The organism is Halorubrum yunnanense (assembly GCF_026586675.1).
Lineage (GTDB): Archaea > Halobacteriota > Halobacteria > Halobacteriales > Haloferacaceae > Halorubrum > Halorubrum yunnanense.
Window position 1 is genome coordinate 21,992 of the sequence record NZ_JAODIX010000055.1, and the last position, 16,308, is coordinate 38,299.

A 16,308-nucleotide genomic window follows, 5' to 3' on the forward strand; every position below is an offset into this window, starting at 1 on the left:
GCTGGTTCGGGAGAAACCAGGATTGGAGGTCAGGATGGGACTGCTCACGAATCTCAAAGACAGCATATCACGGGTCACCGACGGGCTGTTCGCGGCCGACGAACCCAAGCGGATCGGGATCTACGGACCGCCGAACGCCGGAAAGACGACCCTCGCAAATCGGATCGCACGCGACTGGACGGGCGACGCCGTCGGGCCCGAGAGCCACATCCCGCACGAGACCCGACGCGCTCGCCGCAAAGAGAACGTCGAGATCGAGCGGAACGGTCGGACGGTCACGATCGACATCGTCGACACCCCGGGAGTGACGACGAAGGTCGACTACAAGGAGTTCCTCGACCACGACATGGAGAAGGACGACGCGGTGCGTCGCTCCCGCGAGGCGACCGAGGGCGTCGCCGAGGCGATGCACTGGCTCCGCGAGGACGTCGATGGCGTCATCTACGTGCTCGACTCGACCGACGATCCGTTCACGCAGGTAAACACGATGCTCATCGGGATCATCGAGTCGCAGGACCTCCCGGCGCTGATCCTCGCGAACAAGACGGACCTTCCCGGAGCGGACGTCCAGCAGATCGCCAACGCCTTCCCCCAGCACGAGACGATCCCCCTCTCGGCGCTTGAAGGCGACAATATGGACGAAGTGTACACCAAGATAGCGGAGTACTTCGGCTGATGCCCGGACCGACCCCTAACGCCGACGGCGACGCCTCCTCTAACGCCCCCGAGGATGACGGCGTCCGAATCGACATGATAAGCGGCGCCCGGATGGAGGGGCTCACCGGTATGGAGAAGATCCGCCTCATCCTCGACGGCGTCCGCGACGGCAACATCGTAATCTTAGAGGAGGGCCTCTCCCCCGACGAGGAGTCGAAGCTGATCGAGGTGACGATGACCGAGATCAGCCCGGACGACTTCACCGGAATCGAGATCGAGACGTACCCGAAGGCCGAGACGAGCGACCAGAGCTTCCTCGACAAGCTGATGGGGCGGAAGTCCGCCCAGAAGCTCACCGTCATCGGCCCGGCCAACCGGATCGAGACGCTGCACAAAGACGAGAACCTCATCAGCACGCTCGTCTCCCGAAAATAAATGCCCCACCAGTGTACCACCTGCGGCCGGACGTTCCCCGACGGCTCAAAGGAGATGCTCTCGGGCTGCCCGGACTGCGGTGGGAACAAGTTCCAGTTCAAACCCGCGGGCGCGACGGCCGACGAAGGATCGACCCCGGCCGAGCAGTCGTCACCGACTTCGGACAACAGATCCGATCAGAGCGATGACTTCCCCTCGACCGATTTCCCATCGACTGACTCTCAATCGACCGATTCCCCATCGACTGACCCTCAATCGACCGATTCCCCATCGACTAACCCTGCGGAAGCCGCTGCGACGGACGACTCCGCCCCTTCGGACTCGACTCCCGCCGACGCCGGCCCGGCAGATTCCGACACCGAACGTGCCGCGCGAACCGATCCCGCCGACTCGACTTCGACTCCCCCCGACGAGTCGACCGGCACCGAACATGTCAACGAACGCAGCGAGGAAGACGTCGCGCAGGCGAGCACCCGTTCCGACGTCGTCTCGCCCGACGAGCTCGACCGGGCGAGCCGACCCGTCGACTCCGAATCCGGCGCGGACCGCCAGGGCTCCGCCGACCCGGACGCCCCCCGTCCCGACATCGGTAAGCTCCGAGACGAGCTCAACGAGCAGTTCGAGAGCATCCGGATCGTGAGCCCCGGGAAGTACGAGCTCAACCTGATGGAGCTGTACGACCGGCAGGAGTACATCATCTCCCTGCAGGAGGACGGCCGATACGTCATCGAGATGCCCGACGCGTGGGGCATTCAGGACGAGTGACGACGGTCGGAATTCCCCGCCCCACCCCGCTACGGGCCGAACCTCAGAGCCGCCGCTCCCGCCCGACCGCACGTTCGGGCGACCCTTGTCGAAGTGGACACAGTTATGCGGCTTCCTCCGTTACGGCCGCTCATGCCTGCTGACCACGCTTTCACCTCGGGATCTCAGGCGTTCAGTCCGGGATCTCGAACCGCCTCCCGTCCGATCCGAGACGACGACCCGTCCCGACCGCTCGGTGGTCGCTCTCTCCTCACCGCCGGCGAAGCCGACCGGAACCCTCGTAACGACGAAGCCGACCGGAACCCTCGTAGCGACGAAGCCGACCGGAACTCCCGTAGTGACGGAGCCGACCGGAATCTCTCCAACGAGGTGGACGTATGCGCGTAGTCGCCAAGTTCGGCGGCACGAGTCTCGGCAGCGGCGACCGGATCGAACGCGCCGCGGACTCCGTCGCGAACGCTGTCGGGGCGGGCCACGAGATCGCCGTGGTCGCGAGCGCGATGGGATCGACCACCGACGACCTCCTCGACGACATCACCTTCGAGACGGACGACCCCGACCGCGCCGAGATCGTCTCGATGGGCGAGCGAACCAGCGTCAGGATGCTCAAGGCGGCCCTCTCAGTCCGCGACATCGACGCCGTCTTCTTGGAACCGGGTCACCCCGACTGGCCGGTGATCACGGACGAGCTCGGCGAGGTCGACATCGAGGAGACCAAGAAGCGCGCGCACGCCATCGCGGAGCGGCTCGACGGCGTTGTCCCGATCATCACCGGCTTCCTCGCGGAGGACCACGACGGCAACGTCACGACGCTCGGCCGGGGGGGCTCCGACACGACTGCGGTCATGCTCGGCAACTACATGAACGCCGACGAGGTCGTGATCGTCACCGACGTCGAGGGCGTCATGACCGGCGACCCCCGCGTCGTTGAGGGAGCGCGGAACGTTGGTCGGATCACCGTCGACGAGCTTCGGAACCTCTCTTTCCGCGGCGCCGAGGTTGTCGCGCCGTCAGCGCTCTCGTACAAGGACGAGGACCTCTCGGTCCGGGTCGTCCACTACCAACACGGTGACCTCCTCAGGGGCGGGACCCGAATCGAGGGGCAGTTCGAGAGCCTGATCGACATGCGCGAGGAGCCGCTCGCGTGTCTCACCATCGCCGGCCGCGCGATCCGGAACCGGGCCGGTATCCTCTCGCAGCTCGCGAGCGCCCTCCGCGAGGAGGAGATCAACATCGACGCGGTCGCCTCCGGCATGGACTCGGTCACGTTCTACGTCGACGTCGACGTCGCGGAGACCGCCGAGGCGCTGCTCCACGAGGCCGTCGTCGACGATGAGGCGCTCTCCTCGGTGAGCGTCGCCGACCCCATCGCCGTCGTCCGGGTGACCGGCGGCGAGCTCCCGAACCAGCCCGGCGTCATCCAGGAGATTATCGCGCCGCTGGCCGAAGACGGGATCAACATCATCGACCTCATCACGAGCGCCACGTCCGTCGCGGTGTTCGTCGACTGGGACGACAGGGAAGCGGCGCTTGAGATCGTTCAACGGCGATTCGACTGACGGTCCGATCAGATCCGATCGATCGGTCTCCTCACCTCCCGTTCCGCTCGTCCAACTCCTCGAAGTCGATCCGGTACCGGGTGGTCCGTCGCCCCTCGAACCGCGGGCCTCTCCCCGTGGCCGCGAACCCCGACGCCTCGATGACCTCGCTGCTCGCCTCGTCGTTCGGGACGACGACCTCGACGCCCATCTCCTCGCGGCGCGCGAACCGCCGCGGCTCCTCGAACAGCCGCTCGATCGTCGATCCGCTCCCGTCGAAATCGGTCACGTGAACCGTCCCGCCGCGGACGTCGAACGAAACGAAGCCGAGTACCTCGTCTTCCCTCTCGTCGGCTTCGTCGTCGTTGTCCCCTTCGTCGTCGCTGCCGCGTTCGTTCCCGTATCGGTCCTCCCCATCGCTATCGCCGTCGTCCCCATCGCTATCGCCGTCGTCCCCATCGCTATCGCCGTCGTCCCCATCGCCGTCGCTACCGCCTCCCACCGCGACACGAACCGAGCGGTCGTGGATCATGTTCCTCACGACATCTTCCGGGCGGCCGATCACCGCTGCCAGCGCCTCGGCGTCGGACTCGAGTGCGTCACGGATCCGCATATCTCGGCTATCGGGCGGATCCGTATAAACCCGCTGACGATCGCTCCCTCGCTCTCTCGGAACCGGCCCTTCTCCACCCGAACTGCCTCCCTCCGCCGAAGTAATATAGTTTTAAACGACCGGCGTCCCCAGAGACCGACATGAGCAAATCCACCACGATCGTACTCGGAACGATCGGCGTCTCGGCGGCCCTGTCCGTACTCATCATCCTCTCGTACGTGCTCGCCTGATGTTCACCTCCCGACCGCTCGACGACGACCTCGATGCCGTCCGCGAGGACCACGCCCCCGGAGCGCCCGTCCTCGACGTCGACGCGGACTTCGAGACCCTCCCGCCCGCATCGGCCGAGGATCTCGGACTATTCGTCGACGACCTCTCGCCAGCCGCCTTCCCGACCGAGTGGCTCGCAGACGAAGTCCCCGAGCTCCTCCGGCGGTACGCCGGCCCCGCGTTCACCGTCGGCCTCCCCGGGGACGGCACCGTCGTCCGGACGACCCAGACCGACCCGCAGACCGTCCTCGTCAAGAAGCGGGCGGAGGGAACCCCCGACGACTTCCTCGCGTTCCTGATCGCCGACCGGCTGGTACAGGTCGGCGCCTCGCCGTCCCCCGGATCGGTCCCGGAAGAGACTCTCTCGGACCGCCTCCCTGAGAGCTTTCTCCCCTTCTTCGGCAAACGCTACTCCGACCTCGACGCCGCGGTCCGCCGGCCCGACCCCGACACCGGCGCCTCGACCACGGGGCACGGCCCGACCGACGTCTTCCAGGTCGCGGCCGCGCTGTTCGACGCCTGGGTCGGGCTGTACACCCGAGACGTCTTCGCGTCGTGGGAGGGACGCCGTCCGCGGCTGTTCGACGCGTGGCTCGACGCCGGCGACCGCTTGGAGGGACGCCTGGGCGGGCTCCCGGGCGAGGTCGCCCGCGGCGAGACCGAGTTCGCGGGCGCGACGGAGTACGCCTGCTCGGCCGTCCGCCACGGGCTCGACCTCCCCGCGCCGTTCGCCGCGCTCGACACCGCCGCCTACCGCGACCGCGGCGCCCCCTACGCGGTGAAGTGGGCGGAAAAAACGTTCCAGTCGATGGCCGAGGACGACTCCTGACCGGTTCCTGTCGCTCCGTTTCTCCTACACGTCGACGGTGACGTTCCCGTCGCCGTCGAGCCCGATGACGCCCTCGAACAGGTCCCGGAACCGGTCGAGCGTCGCGACCTCGTGGACCTCCTCGGAGAGGTGGAAGATCCCGACCGCGTCGTGTTCGTCGAGGAGCTCGAGGATCTCCGCGGCGGCCTCATACACCGCGTCGTCGTCGGCGTAGTACGCCATCTCGGTGAGCGAGTCGACCGACACCCGCCGCTTCCCCTCGTTCTCCGTGAGGAACCGCTCCACCCGGTCGACGACCCCGTCGAGGTCGTCGGGGGCGGAGACGTAGAACACGTCGTCGCTGGAGCGCCGCGAGTACCCGCGCTCGACGGAGAGCGTGTCGAGGATCGTCGCCTTCGTCTCGTCGACGTCGTAGTACTCCAGCTTCTGTTCGACCTCGCGCGCGGTCGTCCGTGTGGAGACGACGAGGAACGCGTCGGTGTCGGTTTTTAAAAAGTCCGTGTCGATCCGGTCGGTCTCGCCGATGCTCGGGTGGACGAGCAGAAGTCCCGTACCGCCCGGGATCGTTTCCGGCCCGTTCTCGACGGCGAGCGAGTAGTCCATGGGATCGAAACCCGCCCGACCGACTTAACCATGCGGGCCGCGTCCCCCGAACGGTCTCCGACACCGCCACGCCGACCGGTTTTTGAGTCTCCCTCGCGTCGGCACGCACGATGGCCGGTCACGACACCGCGCGCGATGTCTACCGACAGGCGCTGCCGGTGATCCTCGTCAGCCTCGTCGCCGGGCTGTTCGCCGGCACCATCCTCGGGTCCGAGACGATGCGCGCCGGCATCGCGGAGGTCCCCGGTCTCCTCCTCCTGCTCCCCGCGTTCCTCGCGACCCGCGGCGGGGTGTACGGCTCGCTCGGCGCCCGCCTCTCGACCGGGCTCCACCAGGGGCTCATCGAGCCCCAGTTTCGCCTCGACCGGCGGCTCAGGAACGCGATACTCGCCTCCTTTATCAACGGAATGACTGTCTCCGTCTTCATCGCCGTGGTCACCTACCTCTGGCTGACGTTCTTGGGGACTGAAGGGAGTCTCCTCGAACTGGTCGGGATCATGGTCGTGGCGGGGTTCCTCTCGGCGATACTCATGATCTCGGTGCTGATCGCCGTCATCTTCGTCGGCTACCGCCGGGGGCTCGACCCCGACAACGTGATCGGGCCGGTCGTAACGACGCTCGGGGACGTGTTCGGGGTCTTCTTCCTCCTCGTCGGGATCTACATCGTGGGGGCCGTGCTGTGACCGACTCCGGCGGCGCGGAGACCCGCTCGACGTCCTCCTCGGAGACGACGATGACGGACGAGTGGTCGATCCGCCGGATCGTCCGGACGATGATCCCGCTGCTCGCCGCGCTGTCGGTGCTCCAGCTCGTCTCCGGGACGGTCCTCCAGACGTACGAGGCGGTGCTCGTCAGCAACCCGGCGCTGCTGGTGCTGGTGCCGGTCCAGATCGGCACGGCCGGCAACCTCGCGTCGATCACCTGCTCGCGGCTCACCACCCAGCTCTACCTCGGGACCTACGAGCTCGACCCGTCGAACCCCGACCTCAGGGCGAACGCCGGGGCCGTGTTCGCGCTCGCCGGAACCGTCTTCGGGATCGTCGGCGTCGCCGCGTGGGCCATCGGCGTCGCGCTCGGCGGGACGCTCGGGCTCGGCCGGGTGCTCCTCGTCTCGCTCGTCTCCGGGATGCTCCTCGCCGTCCTCGTCGTCGTCACGAGCGTCGCTGCCGTCGAGCTCTCCTACCGAATGGGGTTCAACCCCGACGACACGACCATCCCGGTCGTCACCAACGTCTGCGACATCGCCGGCGTGCTGATCCTCTTTGCGGTCGTCTCGGTGGTCGTCTGACCGGCGAGAGTGGAAAAGGGTCCGACCCTCAGAACACGCTGTCGGCGGTCGCGGCGCCGACGACGCTAAACACCGCGCTGACTGCGACGGCCTTGGCCGTGGTCGCCCACAGCTCGATCCCCGTCACGCCCTGCCGGACGAGGAAGGTGTCCGGCGCGTCGAACAGCACCACGAGGACGATGACGGAGCCGAACGCGACGGCCATCAGCGAAACGAACCGAGCGGGGATCCCCCCGATCTCCTTTTCCGACTCGGGGTCGCGACCGGTGTCGGCCCGGTAGAGCGCGGCGTACCCGATCAGCCCGACGAGCCCGGCGGTCAGCCCCCCTTGCACCGCGTTCATGCCCGCGGCCAGGTCCCACACCTCTCCGGTGACGACGAACGGCCCCGCGAGGAGGAAGCCGCCGACCGCCTGCTGCGCGGAGTCCGCGATCCGGAACTTCGGTCGACGGAGGCTCTGCGGGCGCTTCACACTCCCTGAAGGGTCGGCAGCGGATAAAACGGCGACGCTTTCGACCGGGATCGCACCGGGTGGATCGTTCCCCGCCGAACCGGTTTTCACCCGTCCCCCCGTCGTACCCCCATGAGCGTTCGCGAGGAGTTCGACCAGTGGGCGACGTCGGGGAAGGACCGCGGAATGGAAGACAGACACTGGCACACCGCGAAACACGTGCTCGCGCGGCTGCCGATTGAGCCGGACGACGCCGTCCTCGATCTCGGCACCGGTTCCGGCTACGCGCTCCGCGCGCTCCGCGAGCGCGGCATCGGTCGCGGGTACGGCCTCGACGGCGCGCCGGAGATGGCGCGCAACGCCCGGCGCTACACCGACGACGACGCGGTCGGCTTCCTCGTCGGCGACTTCGACGCGCTCCCCTTCGCCGACGACTCGCTCGACCACGTCTTCTCGATGGAGGCGTTCTACTACGCGGCCGACCCGCACAACACGCTCCGGGAGATCCGGCGCGTGCTGAAGCCCGGCGGCACCTTCTACTGCGCGGTCAACTACTACGCTGAGAGCGAGGCGACCCACGCGTGGCAGGAGAACATCGCGGTGGAGATGACGCTGTGGAGCCGCGAGGAGTATCGCGAGGCGTTCCGCGAGGCGGGCCTGTACGTCGCCGAACAAGACACCGTCCCCGACCGCGAGATCGAGATTCCGGACGCCGAAGCGTTCCCGACCGACGACTGGGACTCCCGCGAGGCGATGGTCGACCGCTACCGCACGTGGGGGACGCTGCTGACGGTCGGTATCGCGCCCTGACTCGTACGTTTATTTATATATCGTCGGTGGTGCCGCGGTGAACGCTTCGAAAGCCCTAGCCGCTCGTTTATAAACGGTCGAGTAGGGATCGCCGGTGAAGCCCTCCAAAGCCCCAGCCGCGCTCGGCTCCCACAGCTCGCTGCGCTCCTCGTCACTCGCTCCGCTCGTTCCTGCGGTGCTTGCGTCGCTGGGGTTCGCCGAGCGCGACTGCCCCTTTGAGTCCCACCCCGCACGGCACCGCGCCACACGCCTCCCCAACCTCGGCGGACGGCCCGGCGCGGGCAGAGCCGCGCCGGCCCGCCGCCTCCCTCGCACGCGCTCCTCATGGCCGCCAAGGGCGGCCACTCGGAGGCGCGCGCCGACCGGCGTCTGTATATAAATGCAGATTCGAAATCCGGCGATCCCTTTTAAGTGTGTAAACCGTTCGCACAGTTGATCTCCCATGGAACTCCGCTGCGAGGGCTGTGCCGGCTGCTGCGTCGACTGGCGGCCCCTCGCGCCGGACGCCGCGGGCTCCGACCGCACCGGCGACCGCCCGCCCCTCGACGACGCGTACGACTTGGTCCCGCTCACCCGCGACGAGATCGCCGCCTTCCTCGACGACGGGCTCGCCGACGCTCTCGTCCCCCGGCTGTTCGAGCCCGCCGAGCGCGACGCGACGGTCTCGATCGACGGGGTCGAGGTCGCCGCCGCCCGCGGTCGCCCCGTTTTCGTGGTCGGCCTCCGGAACCCCCCGAAGCCGGTCGCGCCGATCGGCACCGACGAGCCTCGCTGGCTCGACGCCTGCGTCTTCCTCGACCCGACGACGCTCCAGTGCCGGATCCACGGCGACGACCGCTACCCCCGGACCTGCGCGACGTACCCGGGTCACAACCTCGAACTCGACGCGGAGACGGAGTGCGAGCGCGTCGAGGCTGCCGACGGCGGCGACCGCCTCCTCGACGACGAGCCGCCAGACGACCTCCCCGCGCCCCCGTTCGGCCCCCAGGCGCTCGGGTCGACCGTCTTCGCGTACCCCGATCCCGACGCCCTCGACGGGGTGGTCGACCGGGTCCGGACCGACTCGCTCACCGCCGACGACCGCGCCCGGTTCGTCGGCGCCGCCGTTGGCTCGCGGCCGGGGTCGCTGTCGGTCGACCCCGACCGCATGGCCGAGGCCCGCGCTCGGGCTCGCGACGCGGACTCGTGGGCGGGACGCGCGATCCGCGAGTGGACAGAGCGCGCCGACGGCGACGGCGACCGATCCGACCTCGATCCCGGGTCCTGCGACCGCCTCGCTCGCGAGTTGGAGGACGACGCCGGCGCGCCCGGCACGCCGGGCTGGGACTGACGCGACCGCCGCACCCTGTCGGCCCGATCGAAACGCGGTCTCTCCCGGCCAGAAATTCGGGTCTGCCTCTCGCACACGCGCACGCGCGCGAGGGTCTTATCAGGCTCGAGACCGTACTGTTGGCATGAGCGAACGACGAGCAACTGACTCCGAGATGTCGGTCGAGTACGACCGCGTGGACGTCTCCGTCCTCGTTATCGGCGCCGGTGCCGCGGGCGCCCGGACCGCGATCGAACTCGCCGAGCGCGGGGTCGACGACGCCTTAGTCCTCGGCAAGCGAGGGCACGGCGACGCGCACACCACCTGGGCCCGTGGCGGAATCAACGGCGCGCTCGGCACCCACGACCCCGAGGACTCACCGCCGATTCACGCCGCCGACACTCTCAACGAGGGCCACTTCCTCAACGACCCGGCGAAGGTCGAGACCGTGACCGAGCAGATGCCGGAGCGACTCCGCGAGCTCGACGAGTGGGGGATGGAGTACTCGCGCACCGAGGACGGTGAGATCGACCAGCGCTTCTTCGGCGCCCAGTCGTTCCGCCGGACCGCCTTCGCCGGCGACCACACCGGCGAGTCGCTGCTGAACGCGCTCGTCGACCGGGCTCAGGGCCTGTCTGTCCCGTACCGCGAGAACGTGATGATCACCAAGCTCGTCTCCGACGGCGACGCGGTGCACGGCGCCGTCGGGTTCGACATGGATGACGGCGAGTTTGTCCTCTTCAACGCCGGCACGGTCGTCCTCGCGGCCGGCGGCCACGCCGCCATCTACAACCGTCACACCTCCCGCGACGACGAGAACAACGGCGACGGGGCGGCGCTGGCGTACGATGCCGGCGCGTCGCTGATGGACATGGAGTTCATGCAGTTCCACCCGACCGGGATGGCCGTCGACGAGAGCGACCCCGACTGGGAGCCGTGGAGCGGCCGGCTCGTGACCGAGGCGGTCCGCGGCGAGGGCGGTCGCCTGTTCAACGCCGAGGGCGAGCGCTTCATGGAGCGGTACTCGCCCGACCAGATGGAGCTCGACGCCCGCGACGTTGTCGCCCGGGCGATCGCGCGGGAGGTCGCCGAGGGCCGCGGCACCGAGAACGGCGGCGTCTACCTCGACATCTCCCACCGCGACGCCGAGTTCATTCAGGAGCGGCTCCCCCGGATGTACGAGCGATTCGACGACCTCGGCGTGGACATGGCCGAGGCGCCCGTCGAGGTGGCGCCGACCTCCCACTACGGGATGGGCGGCGTCGCCGTCGACGACGACGGCGAGACCGACGTTGACGGCCTGTTCGCCATCGGCGAGACGATGGCGGGGGTCCACGGCGCCAACCGGCTCGGCGGCAACTCGCTGGCCGAGACCGTCGCGTACGGCGTCGTCGCCGGCGAGCGGATCGCCGACCGCGCCGACGGCCCGGGCGAGGTCCCGGACGACCTCCGCGCCGAGCTCGTCGAACCGCACGTGCGCGACCTGAACGCGATGGCGAGCCACGACGGCGACCACGACGTGGACGCGGTGCTCGCCGACCTGCGGGAGCTGATGTGGGACCACGCCGGGATCCTCCGCGACGAGTCGTCGCTCCGGGAGGGGCTCGACCGCCTCGAAGCCGTCCGCGAACGGGCCGCCGACATGCGCGTCGGCCCGGTCACGAGCGAGTCGTTCGAGCTCGCCGTCGACGCCGGGTTCATGTTCGTCGCCGCCGAGGCGGTACTCCGCGGCGCGCTCGAGCGCGAGGAGTCCCGTGGCGCCCACTACCGCACCGACCACCCCGACGTCGATCCCGACTGGCTGCGGAACGTCTACTTCGACGCGGCCGACGTCGGTGGGATGTCCCTCCGGACCGAACCGGTCAACGAGCCGAGCGAGGCCGTCCAGGCCGCGCTCGACGAGGGCCACGAGCTGGACTACCACCAGCTGGAGTGAGCGCCCGACCGTTCGAACCCGACCCGACCCCGGAACCCCGCTGACCGCGTCGGTGTCGCCCGTTCCGCGGGTATAAACTACTTATATCGCGTCCTCACCCGCCCCGCCTCCGATACCACGCGCGCTCGCCGACCGGCGACTCGCCCTCGTCGACGGGAAGTCGCCCCACGAACAGGTCCCTGACGGCGAGCGTGATCACGAGTTCCACGGGGGCGTCGCCGTCGTCTCCGGTTCCGCTCCCCTCGTCGCCATTCGACCCGACCGGCCGGACCGTCACGACGGCGTGCCCGTCGCGCTCGTCGATCGACTCGATCACTCCGACCGACCACCGGTCGACGTGGTGCGACGGCTCCCGGGCGTGGACGCGGTCGTGGTTCACTGCGCTCCCTCCTCGGCGCGCCGCACCGCGAGCGCTCCCTCGCAGGTGCATTCGCCCTCGCACTTCGGGCACTCCGCGGCCGGCCGGTCGATCGGCTCGCGGTGGACCGTCTCGTAGCCGTGTTTGTCGAACAACCCCTCTGGGGAGTCGTCGCCGCCGTGGTACCAGGAGTCCGCGAGGAACAGGTCCACGCCGCGCTCCGCCCCGATAGCGTGGAGGCGACCGAGCAGCCGGCTCCCGATCCCCCGCCCCGTCGCGCCGTCCCGGACGTAGCCCATCTCGAGGTGGCCGTACAGCTCCGCGGCGGGGAGCAGGTCGGGGTCGTCGAAGAAGTACATCTCCTCGGCGACGGCGGTCGGGGCCTCGAACTCGCGGAGCGCCATCACGCCGAGGATCGGGCCGTCGCCTCCGGGGTTACCGTCCTCGCCGTTGCCTCCGGGGTTACCGTCCTCGCCGTCGCCTCCGGGGTTACCGTCCTCGCCGTCGCCTCCGGGGTTACCGTCCTCGCCGTCGCCTCCGGCGTCACCGCCCTCGCCGTCGCCTCCGGCCTCCACCGCGACCAGCACGCGGTACGTCGGGTCGTTCACGCCGAGGTCGACGCCGTAAGCGCTCCCCTCGCTGAAGTGCGACGTGATGAGCGCCTCCACCTCGTCGGCATCGCCCGGCCGCGGGTCGCGGATCGCGATCTCGTCCATCCCTCGGGCGTACGCTTTCCGGAGCCAAGAGAGGCGCGGTGGCCGACCCCTCTCCTCCTCATCCCCCGACGCCCGGCCGCCAGACTCCCTGTTTCCGGTCGAGCCACGCGACAACGACCACGTGGGGGAGCGTCATCGCCGCGATGGCGACGAGCGACACGCCGAGCAGGTCGCCGGCCGCCGCGACCCCGGCGGGGACCGAGAGCCCGACCGCGCCGACGACGAGGAACCCGCCGAGGGTGAGCGGCGCGGCGTCGCGCCCGAACCGCGAGAGGGAACCGAGCAGGTCGCCGTCGCCGAGCGCCGCGGACGCCCGGTCGTCGACGAGGACGAGCCGGCCGACGTGCCGGAGCGCGTGCCAGAGCGCGAAGTACACCCCGATCGCGAACACCGGCGCGGCGAGCAGGAACCACGCCCACAGCGCCGCCACCTCGCCAGCGTCCCGGAGCCAGCCCCGTCGCGAGGCACCCGCCCGGACCCGCCGGTAGCCCAGCCCGACCGACAGCGCCGTCGCCCCGATCATGAACGCGCCGACGGCCAGCCGCGTCGCCGGGACGAAGACGGGGTCGACCGCGGCGGCCGCGGCGCTCGCGTCGACGACGAACAGGCCGACGATCCACTCGGCGACCAGCCGGTACTCGCCGGGGTGCGCGAGCAGCGGGACGCCCATCGGGAGCCCGCCCCGGACCACGAGGCTCAGCCAGCGCTCGGCCGCGGTCGGCAGGTGGTCGACGCCGGCGACGACGAGCGCCGCGACGTCGCCCTGCCCCCAGTGGAGCCACGTGAGGGCGATGAACCCGACGAACGCGCCCACGGGCGCGAGGAAGAACGCCGCGACGACGGCCCCGCCGAGGACCGCGTAGGCGACGGAGACGACTCCGATCGACCGCCGGAGCGAGACGTCGGTCGCCGCCCGGAGGGGGACCAGGTGGTCGACCGCGCCGTGGGCCATGCCGACGACGAGCGTCCCGAGCGCGAACGTCGCCACGCCGACCTCGACCGGAAACAGGGGGGTCACGGCGCCCACCGGCAGCAGCGCCGCGAGCGCCAGCGCGGGGTACAGCGCGAACCACCGGTCGACCGCCGACCGGGCGCGGTCGTCGCCCTCGATAGGCGCCGCCTCGCGCCGCCCCGCCGAGCGCGTCGCGGCCTCAGTCATCGACGGGGTCGGGGGATCCCCGCTTCGGCTCGGCCGGGTCGGGCTCCGGTTCGGTCTCCGACTCCCGATCGAACGCGTCGGCCGGCGACTCGGTCGGGCGCCCGCGCCGGTCGTTCCAGTCGAGCACCCACTCGAACAGCACGAGCCCGTTCACCGTCATCACCCCGGCCGAGGCGAAGAACAGCATCTCCTCGATCGGGAGCCCTAGGACGGCGATCCCGCTCGTGAGTTCGGGCGAGAGCCCCCAGGTCCCCATCCCGATCGCGATCCGGTCGGCGACCCAGAAGTACGCGGCCGGGATCAGCGTCGCCGCGAGCCACATCCGCGGCGTCCGGATCAGGTAGCCGCCCCCCACCGCCCACTGGAGCGCGAAGACCGGGCCGACCCACGCGATCAGCCCCCCGAGGTAGAGGTACGACGGGTCGAGCGTCACGAGCCAGAGCCCGCCGCCGACCATCGCGAGGCCGGCGACGACGCCGGCGATCCGGGGCGCCCGGTCGAAGTCGCCCTCGCGGAACGTCGGGTCGAACCCGATCAGGTGGAGCGCGAAGCCGGTGACGACCGTCTGGATGGTGAAGAAGAGGTACTCGCCGAGCGGGATCGACAGCGCGCGGACGAGCACCGCCCCGTCTGCGTACGACCACGCCCCGCGTCGGATCATGTAGCTGATCCACGGGGTCGTGTACACGTACGCGATGGCGACGAGGATCGCGATCCCGGCCGTCGCGCGTCGCCGGCGCACGATGTCGTACCGCGGCGCGAGGTACCACAGCGCCGCGACCACGGGGAGACTGAAGACGAGATGGAACTGGAGATACGTCAGCGTCGGAAGCATCTGATCACCCCGGCAACGCCGTTCATGCTTCCGCGTTCGCTCCCCCGCTTATTAAGGCCCAGTCCAAACAGTGTGGTCGGACTCGGCGGTCGTCGCGTGCGGGCCCGACGATCGACCATCCTACGCCTCGGTCGACAGCACGCCGCGGCCTTCCAGCACCTCCCCGAGCCGGAACATGGAGGCGACGACGTCGTCGCAGACGGGCCGGACCGCGTCCTTCGGGTCGAACCCCACCGCGAGCCCGGCCACCTCCAGCATCGGGAGGTCGTTCGCGCCGTCGCCGATCGCGACGGTCTCGCTCATCGGGACGCCGAGGTCGCCGGCGAGCTCGGCCAGCGCGTCGTCCTTCGTCCCCTCGATGAGCGGCCCCTCGGCGTCGCCGGCGAGCTTCCCGCCGGCCGTCGGCAGGCGGTTGGCGACGACCGTGTCGGCCTCGACGCCCGCCGTCGCGAGCGCGCGCTCGACGCCGCGCTCGAAGCCGCCCGTGAGCACCGCGACGTGGTGGCCGTCGGCCTGGAGGCGCCCGATCAGGTCGCCGGCGTCCGGCCGGAGCGCCACCTCGTCGAACGCGGCCGCGACGTCGTCCTCGTCGAGCCCGCCGAGCAGCTCCGCCCGCTGGTAGAGGCTCTCGGCGTAGCTGAGCTCGTCGTTCATCGCCCGCTCCGTGATCGCCGCCACCTCGTCGGCGACGCCCGCGCGCTCGGCGAGCAGGACCGTCATCTCGGAGTCGGAGAGCGTGCCGTCGAAGTCGAACGCGATGAGGCTCATGGCTTCCGTTGGGTACGGCGGGGTTTTTAAATGTCTGATCGCGAGACGGGCCCTCCGCCGGGAAGCCGTTCCGCGGGCGGCGTCTCGGTGGCCTTTTTGCCGATCCGCGACGTTCCCTCCGCCATGGACAGCACGGGCGCGGACCGCGCCGATATCGACGTCGACGACCTCCTGAAAGTGATCTTGGGGCTCGCTATCGTGTGGCTTCTCCTGGAGATCCTCGGAACGGTGCTGGACATCACATTCGCGCTGATCGAGGCGCTCCCGACGCTGATCGCCGTCGCCATCGTCGTCCTGATCGCCTTACGGCTCACCGACCGGCTCTGAGACGTGTTCAGCCTGAACGTCCCGCTCCCGCCCGCGATAGCCGACCTCGCGACCGATCTCCACCCGAAACCATCGGGGTTCGAGCGGGTGCGCGACCGCCACACCCTCGTCTGCAAGCGGCTCGGGGTCGACGACGTCCCGGACCGCGTCGCTGGCGGCGAACCGACCCCGTCTAAGCCCGACGCGCTCGAGGCCCTGCGCGAGGACCCCCGACCCGTTCTCTCGGGGATCGGCCCGTTCGACGTCGCGGTGACCGGACTCGACGTCTTCGACGCGCCCGCGTCCGGCTCGCGGCCGGTGGTGTACCTCGCGGTCGAGAGCGAGAGGCTCGTCCGGCTTCACCGTCGGCTTTGTGGCCTCTACGGGCCGATCGAGGGGATCGAAGGCGACGAGTTCACGCCGCACGTCACCGTGGCACGCGGTGGCGATCCGAAACCCGGCGTCGTCGCCGACCTCGTCGCCGCCGAGTTCGACCCGATCCGGTGGCGCGTCCACGCGCTGGAGGTGTACGACCCCGAGTTCCGGGAGGTCGCCGCGAGTATCGACTTATAAACAGACGGTGGTAGATCGTTGCATCGCGTTAATTTAGAGGATGAGGCGGACGAGTTCTGAGTGTCTATGGCAGAATTCGACCGCCTCAG

22 protein-coding genes are annotated in these 16,308 nt (G+C 69.7%); 14 read left to right on the forward strand and 8 right to left on the reverse strand.

The genetic code is table 11. The annotated features are described in order from the left end of the window. The first annotated feature begins 34 nt into the window (after positions 1 to 34). The 5 genes from N5096_RS12480 to N5096_RS12500 all read left to right on the forward strand — a co-directional run bounded on the left by N5096_RS12480 (position 35) and on the right by N5096_RS12500 (position 3,416). Positions 35 to 676 (forward strand): Era-like GTP-binding protein, encoded by a 642-nt coding sequence (locus tag N5096_RS12480; protein ID WP_267665161.1) that lies wholly within the window; start codon positions 35 to 37, stop codon positions 674 to 676. Beyond that, the gene (locus N5096_RS12485; RefSeq protein ID WP_267665162.1) at positions 676 to 1,092 is read left to right on the forward strand and encodes a DUF2073 domain-containing protein; all 417 of its coding nucleotides are present in this window, start codon (positions 676 to 678) and stop codon (positions 1,090 to 1,092) included. Before N5096_RS12480 ends, N5096_RS12485 begins: the two co-directional genes overlap by 1 nt. Further along, a complete protein-coding gene (locus N5096_RS12490) occupies positions 1,093 to 1,857 on the forward strand; it encodes an OapC/ArvC family zinc-ribbon domain-containing protein (RefSeq protein WP_267665163.1) in 765 nt (254 codons plus the stop codon). It begins immediately after the preceding gene. A gap of 132 nt (positions 1,858 to 1,989) precedes the next feature. Next, on the forward strand, positions 1,990 to 2,244 hold the full coding sequence (locus tag N5096_RS12495) for a hypothetical protein (protein WP_267665164.1): 255 nt from the start codon (positions 1,990 to 1,992) through the stop codon (positions 2,242 to 2,244). After that, entirely contained in the window at positions 2,235 to 3,416 is a 1,182-nt protein-coding gene (locus N5096_RS12500) for an aspartate kinase (RefSeq protein WP_267665165.1), read from the forward strand. Before N5096_RS12495 ends, N5096_RS12500 begins: the two co-directional genes overlap by 10 nt. Positions 3,417 to 3,447: 31 nt before the next feature. Here the strand turns inward: N5096_RS12500 and N5096_RS12505 are convergent, their stop codons facing one another. Then, positions 3,448 to 4,008: a hypothetical protein gene (locus tag N5096_RS12505; protein WP_267665166.1), complete on the reverse strand. Its 561-nt coding sequence runs from the start codon at positions 4,006 to 4,008 to the stop codon at positions 3,448 to 3,450. Positions 4,009 to 4,148: 140 nt separating this feature from the next. On the opposite strand from N5096_RS12505, the gene N5096_RS16545 reads away from it, so the two are divergent. Together N5096_RS16545 and N5096_RS12510 are read left to right on the forward strand one after the other, a co-directional pair. Beyond that, positions 4,149 to 4,238 carry a hypothetical protein gene (locus tag N5096_RS16545; protein WP_425493572.1) on the forward strand — a complete coding sequence of 30 codons (90 nt, stop codon included), beginning with the start codon at positions 4,149 to 4,151 and terminating at the stop codon, positions 4,236 to 4,238. Next, the gene (locus N5096_RS12510; protein WP_267665167.1) at positions 4,238 to 5,107 is read left to right on the forward strand and encodes a DUF7089 family protein; all 870 of its coding nucleotides are present in this window, start codon (positions 4,238 to 4,240) and stop codon (positions 5,105 to 5,107) included. The genes N5096_RS16545 and N5096_RS12510 overlap by 1 nt, the downstream gene beginning before the upstream one ends. A 24-nt stretch (positions 5,108 to 5,131) precedes the next feature. Here the strand turns inward: N5096_RS12510 and N5096_RS12515 are convergent, their stop codons facing one another. After that, a complete protein-coding gene (locus N5096_RS12515) occupies positions 5,132 to 5,710 on the reverse strand; it encodes a DUF7090 family protein (protein WP_267665168.1) in 579 nt (192 codons plus the stop codon). A gap of 110 nt (positions 5,711 to 5,820) precedes the next feature. Here N5096_RS12515 and N5096_RS12520 point away from each other — a divergent pair, with 110 nt between their 5' ends. Both N5096_RS12520 and N5096_RS12525 read left to right on the forward strand, forming a co-directional pair. Next, positions 5,821 to 6,393 (forward strand): magnesium transporter, encoded by a 573-nt coding sequence (locus tag N5096_RS12520; RefSeq protein ID WP_267665169.1) that lies wholly within the window; start codon positions 5,821 to 5,823, stop codon positions 6,391 to 6,393. Between the two features lie 50 nt (positions 6,394 to 6,443). Further along, complete coding sequence (locus N5096_RS12525; RefSeq protein WP_267665181.1) at positions 6,444 to 6,998, forward strand: magnesium transporter; 555 nt, start codon at positions 6,444 to 6,446, stop codon at positions 6,996 to 6,998. A 28-nt stretch (positions 6,999 to 7,026) separates the two neighbouring features. On the opposite strand, the gene N5096_RS12530 is transcribed toward N5096_RS12525, so the two are convergent. After that, the gene (locus tag N5096_RS12530; RefSeq protein ID WP_267665170.1) at positions 7,027 to 7,470 is read right to left on the reverse strand and encodes a DUF2391 domain-containing protein; all 444 of its coding nucleotides are present in this window, start codon (positions 7,468 to 7,470) and stop codon (positions 7,027 to 7,029) included. A 111-nt stretch (positions 7,471 to 7,581) separates the two neighbouring features. Between N5096_RS12530 and N5096_RS12535 the strand changes: the two genes are divergently transcribed. The 3 genes from N5096_RS12535 to N5096_RS12545 all read left to right on the forward strand — a co-directional run bounded on the left by N5096_RS12535 (position 7,582) and on the right by N5096_RS12545 (position 11,504). Then, a complete protein-coding gene (locus N5096_RS12535) occupies positions 7,582 to 8,259 on the forward strand; it encodes a class I SAM-dependent methyltransferase (RefSeq protein WP_267665171.1) in 678 nt (225 codons plus the stop codon). A 442-nt stretch (positions 8,260 to 8,701) separates the two neighbouring features. Continuing rightward, on the forward strand, positions 8,702 to 9,589 hold the full coding sequence (locus N5096_RS12540; RefSeq protein WP_267665172.1) for a YkgJ family cysteine cluster protein: 888 nt from the start codon (positions 8,702 to 8,704) through the stop codon (positions 9,587 to 9,589). 124 nt (positions 9,590 to 9,713) lie between these two features. Next, complete coding sequence (locus tag N5096_RS12545; protein ID WP_267665173.1) at positions 9,714 to 11,504, forward strand: L-aspartate oxidase; 1,791 nt, start codon at positions 9,714 to 9,716, stop codon at positions 11,502 to 11,504. Positions 11,505 to 11,598: 94 nt separating this feature from the next. Here the strand turns inward: N5096_RS12545 and N5096_RS12550 are convergent, their stop codons facing one another. From N5096_RS12550 to serB, 5 genes are all read right to left on the reverse strand, one after another. Beyond that, positions 11,599 to 11,883 (reverse strand): DUF7861 family protein, encoded by a 285-nt coding sequence (locus N5096_RS12550; protein ID WP_267665174.1) that lies wholly within the window; start codon positions 11,881 to 11,883, stop codon positions 11,599 to 11,601. Continuing rightward, positions 11,880 to 12,578, reverse strand: coding sequence for a GNAT family N-acetyltransferase (locus tag N5096_RS12555; protein ID WP_267665175.1), 699 nt, complete (start codon positions 12,576 to 12,578; stop codon positions 11,880 to 11,882). Before N5096_RS12555 ends, N5096_RS12550 begins: the two co-directional genes overlap by 4 nt. Positions 12,579 to 12,636: 58 nt before the next feature. Beyond that, positions 12,637 to 13,737, reverse strand: a complete 1,101-nt coding sequence (locus N5096_RS12560; protein ID WP_267665176.1) for a Brp/Blh family beta-carotene 15,15'-dioxygenase — start codon at positions 13,735 to 13,737, stop codon at positions 12,637 to 12,639. Then, positions 13,730 to 14,572, reverse strand: a complete 843-nt coding sequence (locus N5096_RS12565) for a lycopene cyclase domain-containing protein (RefSeq protein WP_267665177.1) — start codon at positions 14,570 to 14,572, stop codon at positions 13,730 to 13,732. Before N5096_RS12565 ends, N5096_RS12560 begins: the two co-directional genes overlap by 8 nt. A gap of 120 nt (positions 14,573 to 14,692) precedes the next feature. Then, entirely contained in the window at positions 14,693 to 15,340 is a 648-nt protein-coding gene (gene serB, locus N5096_RS12570) for a phosphoserine phosphatase SerB (protein ID WP_267665178.1), read from the reverse strand. Between the two features lie 123 nt (positions 15,341 to 15,463). Between serB and N5096_RS12575 the strand changes: the two genes are divergently transcribed. Then, a complete protein-coding gene (locus N5096_RS12575) occupies positions 15,464 to 15,667 on the forward strand; it encodes a DUF7554 family protein (protein WP_267665179.1) in 204 nt (67 codons plus the stop codon). Between the two features lie 3 nt (positions 15,668 to 15,670). Continuing rightward, the gene (locus tag N5096_RS12580; protein ID WP_267665180.1) at positions 15,671 to 16,219 is read left to right on the forward strand and encodes a 2'-5' RNA ligase family protein; all 549 of its coding nucleotides are present in this window, start codon (positions 15,671 to 15,673) and stop codon (positions 16,217 to 16,219) included. The last annotated feature ends 89 nt before the right edge of the window (positions 16,220 to 16,308 follow it).